This window comes from Flavobacterium sp. (assembly GCF_965277525.1).
Taxonomy (GTDB): domain Bacteria; phylum Bacteroidota; class Bacteroidia; order Flavobacteriales; family Flavobacteriaceae; genus Flavobacterium.
Genome location: NZ_CBDIDC010000005.1, coordinates 671,755 through 685,228 on the forward strand (window position 1 = coordinate 671,755; position 13,474 = coordinate 685,228).

At 33.8% G+C, this 13,474-nt stretch carries 11 protein-coding genes; 5 read left to right on the plus strand and 6 right to left on the minus strand.

The features are described 5' to 3' along the window. Positions 1-21 precede the first annotated feature (21 nt). From ACQY44_RS11250 to ACQY44_RS11270, 5 genes are all read right to left on the minus strand, one after another. A complete protein-coding gene (locus tag ACQY44_RS11250; RefSeq protein WP_428230447.1) occupies positions 22-516 on the minus strand; it encodes an SMI1/KNR4 family protein in 495 nt (164 codons plus the stop codon). Between the two features lie 59 nt (positions 517-575). Beyond that, positions 576-980 carry an immunity 22 family protein gene (locus tag ACQY44_RS11255; protein WP_428230448.1) on the minus strand — a complete coding sequence of 135 codons (405 nt, stop codon included), beginning with the start codon at positions 978-980 and terminating at the stop codon, positions 576-578. 134 nt (positions 981-1,114) lie between these two features. Then, complete coding sequence (locus tag ACQY44_RS11260) at positions 1,115-2,104, minus strand: aspartate-semialdehyde dehydrogenase (protein WP_428230449.1); 990 nt, start codon at positions 2,102-2,104, stop codon at positions 1,115-1,117. Between the two features lie 167 nt (positions 2,105-2,271). Further along, complete coding sequence (gene mscL, locus ACQY44_RS11265) at positions 2,272-2,649, minus strand: large conductance mechanosensitive channel protein MscL (RefSeq protein ID WP_428230450.1); 378 nt, start codon at positions 2,647-2,649, stop codon at positions 2,272-2,274. 69 nt (positions 2,650-2,718) lie between these two features. Next, positions 2,719-5,190 carry a bifunctional UDP-N-acetylmuramoyl-tripeptide:D-alanyl-D-alanine ligase/alanine racemase gene (locus tag ACQY44_RS11270; RefSeq protein WP_428230451.1) on the minus strand — a complete coding sequence of 824 codons (2,472 nt, stop codon included), beginning with the start codon at positions 5,188-5,190 and terminating at the stop codon, positions 2,719-2,721. Between the two features lie 301 nt (positions 5,191-5,491). Here ACQY44_RS11270 and ACQY44_RS11275 point away from each other — a divergent pair, with 301 nt between their 5' ends. Next, positions 5,492-6,097, plus strand: coding sequence for a hypothetical protein (locus ACQY44_RS11275; protein ID WP_428230452.1), 606 nt, complete (start codon positions 5,492-5,494; stop codon positions 6,095-6,097). Here ACQY44_RS11275 and ACQY44_RS11280 read toward each other — a convergent pair. Further along, complete coding sequence (locus tag ACQY44_RS11280) at positions 6,092-6,826, minus strand: porin family protein (RefSeq protein WP_428230453.1); 735 nt, start codon at positions 6,824-6,826, stop codon at positions 6,092-6,094. The two genes, ACQY44_RS11275 and ACQY44_RS11280, sit on opposite strands and share 6 nt — an antisense overlap. A 191-nt stretch (positions 6,827-7,017) precedes the next feature. Here ACQY44_RS11280 and ACQY44_RS11285 point away from each other — a divergent pair, with 191 nt between their 5' ends. From ACQY44_RS11285 to ACQY44_RS11300, 4 genes are all read left to right on the plus strand, one after another. After that, positions 7,018-7,371, plus strand: a complete 354-nt coding sequence (locus ACQY44_RS11285; protein WP_428230454.1) for a hypothetical protein — start codon at positions 7,018-7,020, stop codon at positions 7,369-7,371. Between the two features lie 160 nt (positions 7,372-7,531). Continuing rightward, positions 7,532-9,739, plus strand: a complete 2,208-nt coding sequence (locus ACQY44_RS11290) for a TonB-dependent receptor (RefSeq protein ID WP_428230455.1) — start codon at positions 7,532-7,534, stop codon at positions 9,737-9,739. 140 nt (positions 9,740-9,879) lie between these two features. Next, on the plus strand, positions 9,880-11,988 hold the full coding sequence (locus ACQY44_RS11295) for a prolyl oligopeptidase family serine peptidase (RefSeq protein ID WP_428230456.1): 2,109 nt from the start codon (positions 9,880-9,882) through the stop codon (positions 11,986-11,988). 376 nt (positions 11,989-12,364) lie between these two features. Next, positions 12,365-13,357: a Gfo/Idh/MocA family protein gene (locus ACQY44_RS11300; protein ID WP_428230457.1), complete on the plus strand. Its 993-nt coding sequence runs from the start codon at positions 12,365-12,367 to the stop codon at positions 13,355-13,357. Positions 13,358-13,474 lie beyond the last annotated feature (117 nt).

A 13,474-nucleotide genomic window follows, 5' to 3' on the forward strand; every position in this document is an offset into this window, starting at 1 on the left:
TTTTTTTAATTGTTTTCTAAATCACTGACTGGGATCAAAAGGCTCAAATTCTCTTTCCGAAAATGCTTCGGTTAAAATTCCTGACGAGCACAACCAGGTTATAGTTTCCTCAAGCGTATTTCCTGCTTTATAAATTGTTTCGCTATGTCTTGGCAAAATAAAATATTCTCCTTTGTAAAGAATAATTTCATCACCATCAAAAGTATCTCCAATTCTAACAGAATTTAAAGCTTCTTCTTTTGTCAATACCTCTTTTCCTTCATCCCAAAACCAATATTCCGTTATTCGGTTTTTCCAATCTTCTAACGTTAATATTATAGTTTCAGGAAGAAATATACGCACGTATGTTCCGCCAAGAATACCACTGCCGTAAGTTGAAACATATTCTTTATAATCTTCATCAAAAACAATATTTAAGGTTTTTTCGCAGGCCAGGATTTCTTCATTTTCAGCAAGGAATAAATCTGTTGTATTGGTTTTGTAATTTGGGATTATTTTATAGTTCTCGAAATTCATTTTATTTCTTTTTATAATCGCTAAGATACGGTTTCCGTTATTCTTTTTAAGCCTTGATATCAAATTTCATATTCAATTTCCCCAATATAAAACAAATCAAATTTTGAATTGGTTACAGAAACAGGCTTTTCAATTTGATCTTTCGAAATAAATACAACTGTATTAATCTTGTCCAGATTTTGATTCAGGTCATACAATTTGTTTTTCACATCAACAATCCATTGATCATAATAAGAATAATTTACAAATTTTTCTTCAAACGAAACATCCTGATTTTCAAATCCGCTTTCCAGAAAATCATGATCCAGAAAATTCTCTTTCTGGGATTTTGCAAACTCAGATATGTATTTTTCTTCTACATCATCGTCTTCGTAATACGTTTCATTTTCACCTAAAAAATCAAAATAGTCTTCTTCTGATTTAAATTCTCCAAACCAAAAATGGCTAATCTCTGTTTTTATCATTTAGCAAATTTATAATTAAAATGAAAGTATCCATTTTTAATTAAGGTCATTGAAACTTCTCAAATCAAAAAAACCGCAATCACATTACTGCAATTACGGCTTTTCCTTTATAACAATTTTCTTTAATCTCTGATTTATACCAAACCTGCTGCAATTAAATATTCAGCAATTTGAATCGTATTTGTCGCAGCTCCTTTTCTTAAGTTATCAGCAACAATCCACATGTTTAGAGTATTTTCCTGGCTTTCATCACGACGGATTCTTCCAACAAAAACATCATTTTTACCTTCTGCATATAATGGCATCGGGTAGGTAAAAGTATCCAGATTATCCTGAACCACTACTCCATCAGTATGGTGTAAAATTTCACGAACTTCGTTTACATCAAAATCGTTTGTAAACTCAACATTTACAGCTTCGCTATGTCCGCCAACAACAGGCACACGAACTGCAGTAGCCGTAACTCTAATGGTGTTATCACCAAGAATTTTTTGAGTTTCACGAACTAATTTCATTTCTTCTTTGGTGTATCCGTTTTCTTCGAAACTATCGCAATGAGGAATCGCATTTCTGTGAATAGGATATTTATAAGCCATTTCACCCTGAACTCCTGCGTATTCATTTTCTAACTGTCTAACCGCTTTTACACCCGTTCCGGTGATTGATTGGTATGTAGAAACAATGATTCTCTTGATGTTGTATTTTCTGTGCAATGGTGCCAAAGTCAACACCATCTGGATTGTTGAACAGTTTGGGTTTGCAATAATTTTATCTTCTTTTGTTAAAGTATCTGCATTGATTTCAGGAACGATTAATTTTTTAGTAGGATCCATTCTCCATGCCGAAGAATTATCAATAACAGTTGTTCCGGCAGCAGCAAATTTTGGAGCCCATTCTAATGAAGTATCTCCTCCTGCAGAAAATAGAGCAATATCTGCTTTTAAATCAACAGCCGTTTGCAATCCTACAACTTTATATTTTTGACCTTTATATTCAATTTCTTTTCCTACTGATTTTTCAGAAGCAACAGGAATTAACTCAGTAACAGGGAAATTTCTTTCTGCTAAAACCTTAAGCATTATTTCGCCAACCATACCAGTGGCACCTACAACGGCTATTCTCATTTTTATATTTTTAGTATGAATTAATCTAATTTTACAGCACAAAAGTATACATAATAAAAATCAAAACAAGGTGCTTCACAAAAAATAACAAAATGTTACAAATTAAACAAAACAAAAAAACCGTCCCAATTAAGGAACGGTTAAGTTAGACATAGTGTAGCGGTATATTATTTGTTTTTTAACAGATCTCTAATCTGAATAAGTAATTCTTCCTGAGTTGGTCCGGCTGGTGGTGGTGGAGCAACTTCTTTCTTTTTCGCATGATTTATTCCCTTAATAATTAAGAATAAAACAAAAGCAACAATTAGAAAGTTAATTACTGCCGAAAGAAACAAACCGTATTTAACACCTCCAAAAGCCGTCAGCTCTTCGATAGTCGATAGATGTGCAGCGTCTAATGCCGGTTTCAATATTAATGGTGTAATTACATTTTCAATTAATGAGCTTACAATTTTACCAAAAGCAGCTCCAATGATTACACCGACAGCCAAATCGACTACGTTGCCTTTCATTGCAAATTCCTTAAATTCTGAAAACATCCCCATGATTGTTTATTTTTAGTTTATAATTAATTGATATCGAAAATACGTAATTTTCTGCATAATTTCATCATTCTATCTAAAAAACACCCTTTTTACCCGTTGCGAAATGCTGGTCATTATCTCATACGGAATTGTTTTTAAGGCTGCTGCCATCTCCATAACAGTTGGATTTTCTCCAAAAATAATTACCGAATCGCCCTCTTTGCAATCAATATGACTTACATTAACCATTAGCATATCCATACAGACATTACCCACAATTGGGGCTTTTTGATTTTTAATCAGTACATAACCCACCTCATTGCCCCATAATCGTGAAATTCCGTCAGCGTAGCCAATTGGGATTGTTGCAATTTTAGTTTCTTTACATGCCATAAAACGACGGCCATAACCAACACTATCACCCCCGGGAATGGTACGAACCTGAGAAATGATTGATTTTAAAGTCCCCACATTTTCAAGGTATTTTTGTTCTGCCGGATCATTTGAAACGCCATATAAACCAATTCCTAAACGCACCATATTATATTGGGCATCCGGAAAATTGCTAATTCCGGATGTATTGAGAATATGTCGAATGGGGTTAATATTTAATTCTGAAATTAATTGAGATGAAAGTTTTTCGAATAAATTAATTTGCGAAATGACAAAATCATAATGCTGTAATTCATCACTTGTTGCCAAATGCGATAAAACACTTTTTACTTTTACTGTAGAGTTTCCTTTTAGGGTTTGAATCAATTCATCGAGTGTATTTTCTTCAAACCCCAGACGATGCATTCCTGTATCTAATTTAATATGGATCGGAAAGTCTTTTAAATTCTTTTCTCGTGCAATTTTCAGAAAAGCTTTCAAACCTTTTACACTATAAATTTCAGGTTCTAAGTTGTATTGAATGATCGAAGGAAAACTGGTCGATTCCGGATTCAAAACCATAATGGGCAATTTTATTCCGCCATTTTTCAAGGAAATTCCTTCATCGGCGAAAGCCACACCCAAATAGTCTACTTTATGATGCTCGAGCAATTTGGCGATTTCCAGACCTCCGTTTCCATATCCAAATGCCTTTACCATAACCATCAATTTCACGTTATTCGCTAATTTTGATTTATAATAATTCAGATTATGACTAATTGAATTCAGATTGATCTCAAGAATCGTTTCATGCGTTTTCTCCTCTAGTAAAGAAACAATTTCTTCGAACTGAAATGACCTTGCTCCTTTTATTAATATCGTTTCATTTTCGAAATCTAAACTTTCTATTTGAGCAATAAATTCAGGAGTATTTTGAAAAGTAATACAATTAGAAAATTGATCTGCAAAAGAAGAAATCGTAGCTCCAATTGCTATTATACGGTTTATTTTATTATCCTTAATTAATTGCGCAACTTTAGAATACAAATCTTCATTAGAATATCCGCTTTGAACAATATCAGATAAAATAATTGTTTTTGATGCATTCTTTTTCTTTTGGCTTTCTAAAAAATCCAAAGCAATTTTCAGCGATTCAAAATCAGAACTGTAACTGTCATCAATAATACTGCAATTGTTGATTCCGTTTTTGACTTCCAGACGCATTTGTACCGGATACAAATTTTGAACCCTATTTTGAATGGTTTCTGAATCGTATTTAAAATAAAGTAAAACCAGCAAACAAGAAATCACATTTTCTACAGAAGCTGAATCGCTAAACGGAATTTCTAAATTAAAAACTTCTTCTTTATATTGATATTTAATACTTGTTGAATCACTCTTGTTTTCTTTTTTCAGCATAAAAACATCCGCAGAAGTATCACTAAAACTCCACGAAAAAAGTTTTCTTTCTTGTAATGGATATTCAGCACAAAACAAATTCAGGCTTTGATCTACCAACAGATTCTTTTGATAAATTATTACAGTTGCTTCTTTAAACAATAACAACTTCTCATTAATTTTTTCTTCCAGATTTTTAAAACCCTCATCATGCGCTGAACCAATGTTGGTTAAAACACCAATGCTGGGTTTAATGATTTTTTCGAGCTTAATCATTTCATTTACTGTTGAAATTCCGGCTTCAAAAATACCCAGATTATGTTTCTCATTTATGGCAATGACAGATAATGGAACTCCAACCTGAGAGTTATAACTTTTTGGACTACGGATAATATTATAATCCGGACTCAGTAAGAAATTAAGCCATTCTTTTACTATCGTTTTGCCATTGCTTCCCGTTAATCCGATAATAGGGAAATGGAATAGATTACGATAATATGCTGCGAGTTCCTGCAATGCATTGAGCGAATTTTTGACTACCAAAAAATTGGCCTTCCCTACAGCATTTTCAGGAATATGCTGCACTACAAAATTTTGAACACCTTTCCCGATCAACTCTGCAATATACAAATGAGCATCATTATTAACACCTGACAAGGCAATAAACAAAGTTTCAGGTCCGTTTTGTAAAGAACGGCTATCGATCAAGATATGATCAATAAAAATATCAGTGTCTGAGCCCGTCCATTCGGCATTAAGAACCGGGATTAGGCTTTTTAAGTTTATGCTCATTTAAAAATTCTTTTTGTCAAATTTAAAAAAAGGTTTGCCACCAATTTCACAAATTTTCACTAATTATTCTTTTTGCAACAGATTAAAAGATTATCACAGATTAGAAAAAAATTGCCCTGAATTTTACTAATTTTCGTTAATTAAATCCGTAGAATTTTTAGAGAAAAAATACACCTTGATTAGAAATCTTTTTAATCTGTGGCAAAAAATTACGGCAAATTAAAAACCTTAAAAATTTGTGAAATTCATTGCAAAAAACATTATTTCTTTATATTTGTTAAACGCCACTAAATACACCGTTTTGAAAAGAATCCTTCCTCTATTCTCCTATATATTACATCCGATTTTTATCTCGATGTATGCCACTTTATTTTATCTTTTTTGCAAAAATGAAGCTTTTACGAATCAGGAAAAATATTATGTTTTATTTCAGATTCTGATCATTACGATCTTAGTTCCGGTATTATTTTTCTTATTGCTCCGTTCAACGGGCCATGTAAAATCAGTAATGGTTCATGAAACTTCTCAGCGTAAAATTCCGCTTATTTTACAGTGCTTTTTATACATTTTATTAGTCAAAAGAAGCATTGTTATCACTCGCTATCCAGAGTTGCATTTCTTTTTTCTGGGTGCTTTATTCAGTACGATTTTAGCTTTAGTTTGTTCTTTATTTAAAATAAAAGCAAGTTTGCACATGATGGCAATCAGTGGATTTACGATTTTTGCCATCGGATTAAATATGCATCTTCAAATGCAAAATCCTTATTGGGCCGCTTTTTTGATTCTAATGACTGGCGTTGTAGCTTCATCACGACTGGAAATGGAAGCACATTCGCCAAATGAATTGTTAATTGGGACATTTATCGGAATATTTCCGCAATTGCTGTTTTTGTATCTTTGGTTATAAAATGTAAAAAATCAAACCAATATTCATCGCATTCACTCCGATACTATCACCTGAAACTGTTTTAACCGATTTATCAAACAAACCATTCAGTCCATAATAACAGTAAACGTTCCAGGTATTATAACCTGCTGAAATATAAACTCCGTATTGAAATTGATTAATATCCTTATTGTTGGAGATTTTATAGGTTGTATCTCCTTTTTTTAAAATTGATTTATCAGAGAAAATATAACTTAGTTTTACACCACTGTAAATCCTCCAAAACTTATAACTTTCGTAAGTAGAATTTCTCCATCTAAACTCAATTGGAACATCAACTGAATACTGTTTGTATCTGTTTGAAGCAAATTCGCTACTATTATTTACACTATAAACATGTTCGCCATTCTGATCTTCTGAAATCGTCAGGTTTTGATAAAAATTTTGATAACTCAATCCTAAACCGGCTGCAATAGCCACAGTCCTTGTTTTATTAATTGGCATATCACGCAAAAAACCTCCTGAAAGCCCTGTAGAGAATTTATTTTGTTTTAGACCTGACGGGCCCTGAACTAAAAGATTATAGGTAACCGAAAAATAAAACTGATCCTCACGATACAAAGAATCGATTTTAACAATAGGTTTTATCTCCGGCTTAACGTCTTGCGCAAATGAATTGAAAAACGATACTAAAAACAAACAACTAAAAATGAATCGCATATCGTATTTTGGTTTTAAAGAGTTTTTCAAGTAAACGTTTTTTAGGGTAGATTTATTTTACCTACAAATATAATATAATGCTAGTTCAGGATGCCATTAGAACGTAATTATTCTCTTTTTGATGACGAATAAAATCATTTGTTGCACTTTTTTCAACAAATAAGCAATAGAATCTAAAAAATGAATCCATTTTAGTTTGATCTTTTATACCTTTGTCGGGAATGAAAAGAAAACAACTCATATTAAGTGTTTCTTTGGCTCTAACAGTATTGTTCTCAATATTGTTTCAGTCGATACACAGTTATGAGCATATTGTAAAGCAACTTTCAGAAAAACAATGTCATCATGATTATAATGATCCTAACGGCGAAATAACGCATCAGCACCATGACTATGATGTATGTTTTGTTTGTCATTTTGCTTTTGGAAGTTATATTATACCGGAACAATTTGCTTTTCAATTTCATATTTTCAGCAACGAAATTCCTTATTTCTTTACACTTTCAGAAAAAATATTTTCCTTTTCAGAAAGCGCTTATTTACTACGGGGTCCTCCTAAAACTATAGTTACTTAAATTTCGCATAACCGAAATACATTTAGAATTTCTTTAATCTAATTCAAAAAAATTAGTCGATTTCCCCATCCTGAAACTCTCAGGACTGGCAAATTTTACTATTCTTTTTAGTTTTTATTTTAAAGAACCAAAAAACAATTAACTATAGCATCATTTTCAAATGAAAAAACTAATACTAACCCTAATTGTAGGGTTTACGAGCTTTCTTTCAGCTCAAAATTCTGTTTCAGGAACCGTAATTAATCTTGAAAACAAACCATTGTCCGGCGTTTCTGTTTATGCCGCTGAATTGCATAAAGGAACGACAACGGATGAAAACGGGAAATATGAATTCAAAAATCTTCCAAACGGAAGCTTCCGACTTACTTTTGCTTTTGTTGGATTTACTACTCAAAGTAAAACCATCTCTAAGCTATTAAAACAAAACACAATAGACATAACGCTTACCGAATCTGTTTTCGAAATGGATGAAGTCGTAGTTTCAACACCTTTCAACAAATTACAATCGCAAAACGTAATGAAGGTGGAACACGAAAGCATCAAAACATTACAACAGAAAGGAACTTCAACCTTAATTGAAGGTCTTGCCACTATTCCGGGAGTTTCTCAGATTTCTACCGGAACTTCTATCGGGAAACCCGTAATTCGCGGATTGAGCGGGAATCGTGTTTTAGTATATTCTCAAGGGGTTCGTATCGAAAATCAACAATTTGGAGACGAACATGGTTTAGGTTTAAATGATGCCGGAATCGAAAGTGTCGAGGTAATAAAAGGTCCGGCTTCTTTATTATATGGTTCTGATGCCCTTGGTGGGGTTTTATATTTTAATCCTGAAAAATTTGCTGATGCAAATACCTTTAAAGCTAACTTCAGTCAAAAATACTTTACGAATACACAAGGAAGCAATTCATCTATTGGATTAAAAACATCTACTGATAATTGGAAATTTTTGGTTAGAGGAAGTTTCAATACTCATTCTGATTATAAAATTCCAGATGGTGACCGTGTGACCAATACCCGTTATAACGAAACTGATTTTAAAACCGGAATCGGATATAGCAATTCTAGTTTTTCAAGTGTTTTGAGATACAACTACAACAAATTGGATCTCGGAATGCCGGATGACGGAATTGCAGCGCAATCTTCCAGCAAAAACACCATGTTTCCACGTCAGGGCATTTTCAATCATTTATTGAGCCTGAACAATGTTATCTTTTTTGAGAATTCAAAATTAGATGTTGATTTAGGGTATATCGCCAATGACAGAAGTGAGTTTGAAGACAGTAACGACGCATCTCTTCATATGAAACTGAACACTTTTAATTACAACGCCAAATATCACTTCCCGAAATTAGGAAAAATTGAAACTATTTTGGGTGTACAGGGAATGCATCAGACAAATGCTAATTTTGGAGAAGAATATTTGATTCCGGATGCCACCACAAATGATATTGGTGTATTTGGAACAGCCAATTATGAATGGAAAAATAATGTTGTACAAGCAGGATTACGTTTTGACAACAGAAACATTACCTCAGAAGCACACGGAATTGAAGGCGAAGAAGGTTACTTTCAGGCTTTAGACCGATCGTTTGATAGTTTTAATGCTTCTTTAGGTTATAAAACGCAATTAGCAGAACCACTAACACTTCGATTAAATGTAGCTTCCGGGTTTAGAGCGCCAAATTTAGCAGAACTAACCTCAAACGGGGTTCACGAAGGAACCAACCGATATGAGATTGGAAATGCTGATTTAAAAACAGAACAAAACGTTCAGACGGATCTAAATCTGGAATATAAAAACACTCATTTTGAGTTTTTTATAAACGGATTTTACAATCACATCAACAATTATATCTATACATCACCAACTGGAGAAATTCGTGATGATAATGATGTTTTTGAATATGTGCAGAATAATGCCAAATTATATGGAGGCGAAATTGGCTTACACTTTCATCCGCATCCCTTGGATTGGTTGCATTTTGAAACCAGTTTTGAAACGGTAACCGGTAAAAAACAAAACGGGGATTATTTGCCTTTAATTCCGGCAAACAACTGGAATAATACATTAAGAACCGAATTTAAAATCAAAAATTGGTTTGAGGAAGGATATGCATCTTTAAATGTTTCATCTACTTTCAATCAAAATAATGTAAGTGGTTTTGAAACGGCTTCAAACGGATATACTTTAGTAAATCTTGGCTTTGGAGGGACAGTAAAACTGGGTAAACATGCTTTTGATGTGAACCTGAACGGAAACAATTTATTTGATAAAAAATACATTGCCCACCTTTCAAGATTAAAAACTGACGGAATCCCGAATATCGGAAGAAATATTGTTCTGGGAGTTAATTTTAATTTGTAACATTTTAAAACCATATACGACATATAGAAAATATTAGTTAAAACTAAAATGAGCTTATATGTCTTATATGGTTTTACTTTTTATCGTTATTATTTCACAACAAAAAAAACTATTTTTGTTACAACTGTTAAACATAAATCATGAAAAAAACATTTCTAATAATGGCCATTACAACTGCAGGAATTTCATTTGGGCAGAATAAAATTCAATATCCCCAAACCAAAAAAGGCAAAACAGTTGACGTCTATTTTGATACTAAAGTAAGTGATCCTTATCGTTGGCTTGAAGACGACAAATCTGCCGAAACTGGTGCCTGGGTAAAGGCTCAAAACGAAGTTACTTACGCTTATTTAGATAAAATCCCGTTCCGTGATGAACTTAAAAAACGCATGGAAAAATTATGGAACTACGAGAAAATCAGTGCTCCGTTTACAGAAGGAAAATTTACTTATTATTCCAAGAACAACGGACTTCAGAATCAATCTGTATATTATAGAAAAGGGCAAGATGGTAAAGAGGAAGTTTTCCTGGATCCTAATACTTTCTCTAAAGACGGAACATCTTCGCTTGGTGGTTTAGATTTTTCTAAAGACGGAAGCAAAGCAGCTTACGCTATTTCTGAAGGTGGAAGTGACTGGAGAAAAGTGGTTATTATTGATGCTTTGTCTAAAAAAGTACTGGAAGACACTTTAGTGGATGTAAAATTTAGCGGTATTGCATGGCATGGAAACGAAGGCTTTTATTACTCGAGTTATGAAAAACCAAAAGGAAGCGAATTATCCGCAAAAACAGATCAGCACAAGTTGTATTTCCATAAATTAGGAACTTCTCAAAAAGAAGATAAAGTTATTTTTGGTGCAGATCAAAAACGCAGGTATATTGGTGGTTATGTTACTGAAGATGACAAATATCTGGTAATCTCAGCAGCCAATTCTACTTACGGAAATGAATTATACATTAAAGATCTAACGAAAGCGAATAGTCCGATTGTTACGATTGTAGACAATTTTAACAGCAACAATCAGATTATTGAGAATGAAGGCACTAAATTGTTTATCGAAACGGATTTAAACGCACCAAATACACGCGTCGTTAGCGTTGATATGAGCAATCCGAAACCGGAAAACTGGAAAGACTTTATCAAAGAAACTCAAAACATTTTATCTCCTTCAACTGGAGGCGGATACTTTTTTGCTAATTATACTAAAGATGCCGTTTCTTTTGTACAGCAATATGATTATAACGGAAAATTAGTGCGAGAAATCAAGCTTCCTGCTATAGGAACTGCAGGTGGATTTGGAGGAAAAAAACACGAAAAAATATTATATTATAGCTTTACCAATTACACGACTCCGGGAACAATTTATTCATTGGAGCCAAAATCAGGTAAGTCTGAAGTATACCAAAAACCTAAAGTTGATTTTAAAAGTGAAGATTACGAATCAAAACAAGTATTCTATACTTCAAAAGACGGAACAAAAATCCCAATGATTATCACCTATAAAAAAGGAACAAAATTAGACGGTAAAAATCCAACAATTCTTTATGGTTATGGCGGATTCAACATTAGTTTAACACCAAGTTTCAGTATTGCCAATGCAGTTTGGTTAGAAAACGGAGGCGTTTATGCTGTTGCCAATTTAAGAGGTGGTGGTGAATACGGTAAAAAATGGCATGACGCCGGAACTAAATTGCAAAAGCAAAACGTATTTGATGATTTTATTGCTGCAGGCGAGTATTTAATCGCTCAAAAATATACCTCATCGGATTTCTTAGCCATTCGCGGAGGTTCTAACGGAGGTTTATTAGTTGGGGCAACTATGACACAACGTCCAGATTTAATGAAAGTGGCGCTGCCGGCTGTTGGTGTAATGGATATGCTACGTTATCATACTTTTACTGCAGGTGCAGGTTGGGCTTACGACTACGGTACATCTCAGGATAACAAAGAAATGTTCGAATACCTTAAAGGATATTCTCCTGTACAAAACGTAAAAAAAGGGGTTCAGTATCCAGCTACTATGGTAACAACAGGAGATCACGATGACCGTGTTGTTCCCGCACATAGTTTTAAATTTGCTGCCGAATTGCAGGAAAAACAAACTGGCAACAATCCGGTTTTAATTCGTATTGATGTAAAAGCAGGTCACGGAGCAGGAAAATCTGTTGCAGCCAGCATTCAGGAAAACGTAGACATTCAGGCGTTCACCCTTTATAATATGGGATTTAAAGCTTTGCCTAAAAAATAAACTTTAGTCTTTTAATCTTTATTAGCCACGCATTCACGAATTATTTTTGTGAGTTCGTGGCTAATTTTTTGTAGCATTTTTTTGCCACAGATTTAAATCATTAAAATGATTTTATAATCTGTGCGTTTATTTTGCCAAGGACTAATTTGATTTTACCGCAAAGTTTTTATACAAAAGTATCTTTAGAAGATGCAAAGTTCGCAAAGCTTTGTATTGAACCAGCTTTGCGAACTTTGTGTTTTTACAAAACCACACTGATACAAAAACTTTGCGTGCTTTGCGGTAAAATAAAATCTCCGTGAAAAATAATTCGCAAAAATTAATGCAATTCGTGGCAAACCTTTTTTAAATTTGAATGAACTAAAAAACCAAAAAAATGAAAATTGTAAAATGGGGAATTATTGGCTGTGGAAATGTAACCGAAGTAAAAAGCGGTCCGGCATTTCAGAAAGCACCTAACTCAGCTTTAGTAGCTGTAATGCGCAGAGATGCTGCACTTGCTGAAGACTATGCCAAACGCCATAATGTTCCTAAATGGTATTCTAACGCAGTTGATTTAATCAACGATCCGGAAGTTGACGCTGTTTACATTGCTACACCCCCATCCTCTCATAAAGAATATACTATTTTGTGCGCCAAAGCCGGAAAACCGGTTTATGTTGAAAAACCTATGGCACTAACTTTTGAAGAATGCAACGAAATGATCAGCGTTTGCAAAGAACATAATGTACCCTTATTTGTGGCATATTATAGAAGAAGTTTACCAAGATTTTTAAAAATAAAAGAACTAATTGATCAAAATAAAATTGGTACTGTAAGACATGTAAATTGCGTTTTATACCATCCGTTTGAAGACCGATACGACGACGAAATTAATTTACCATGGACGGTTTTACCCCACATTTCAGGTGGTGGAATATTTGTTGATTTAGCTTGTCACACTTTAGATTTTCTTGATTTTGTTTTTGGCCCCATAAAATCTGTTCGCGGACATGCCAGTTCGCAGCTTAAGGCCTATCCGGCTGAAGATTCTGTTTCGATGTCCTTTTTATTCGAAAACGGAATTCACGGCACCGGCTTATGGAATTTCGCCAGCTTTGAACGTTACGACAATACCGATATTGTAGGTGATAAAGGAAAAATATCTTTTTCTACTTTTGGCAATGACCCCATACACATTCAATATGCAAATGGCGAAAAAGAGAGTATTACAATCGAAAATCCAATTCATATCCAACAACCTCTTATTGAAACTGTCGTTGCAGAAATTCTGGGTAATGAAGGAATCAATCCATCAAGAGGGGCATCGGCAGCCAGAACAACCTGGGTTATTGATGAAGTTTTGAAGGAGTTTAGGAATTCGAAATAATGTTCTTCATTTCGATGTACAGAATATCACATAATTTGTCATTTCGAAGAATGAGACTCGAGCGATAGCGAATAGACGTAGTAAATCACATTAGTCGATCGACAAAGATTGGTGCTA

What these genes read in the sequence shown, in the direction of transcription:
- ACQY44_RS11250 (WP_428230447.1), bottom strand. Translation starts at nt 516, where the DNA reads ATGAATTTCGAGAACTATAAAATAATCCCAAATTACAAAACCAATACA.
- ACQY44_RS11255 (WP_428230448.1), bottom strand. Translation starts at nt 980, where the DNA reads ATGATAAAAACAGAGATTAGCCATTTTTGGTTTGGAGAATTTAAATCA.
- ACQY44_RS11285 (WP_428230454.1), top strand. Translation starts at nt 7,018, where the DNA reads ATGAAAAGAAAACAACTCATATTAAGTGTTTCTTTGGCTCTAACAGTA.
- ACQY44_RS11300 (WP_428230457.1), top strand. Translation starts at nt 12,365, where the DNA reads ATGAAAATTGTAAAATGGGGAATTATTGGCTGTGGAAATGTAACCGAA.
- ACQY44_RS11270 (WP_428230451.1), bottom strand. Translation starts at nt 5,190, where the DNA reads ATGAGCATAAACTTAAAAAGCCTAATCCCGGTTCTTAATGCCGAATGG.
- ACQY44_RS11295 (WP_428230456.1), top strand. Translation starts at nt 9,880, where the DNA reads ATGAAAAAAACATTTCTAATAATGGCCATTACAACTGCAGGAATTTCA.
- mscL (WP_428230450.1), bottom strand. Translation starts at nt 2,649, where the DNA reads ATGGGGATGTTTTCAGAATTTAAGGAATTTGCAATGAAAGGCAACGTA.
- ACQY44_RS11260 (WP_428230449.1), bottom strand. Translation starts at nt 2,104, where the DNA reads ATGAGAATAGCCGTTGTAGGTGCCACTGGTATGGTTGGCGAAATAATG.
- ACQY44_RS11290 (WP_428230455.1), top strand. Translation starts at nt 7,532, where the DNA reads ATGAAAAAACTAATACTAACCCTAATTGTAGGGTTTACGAGCTTTCTT.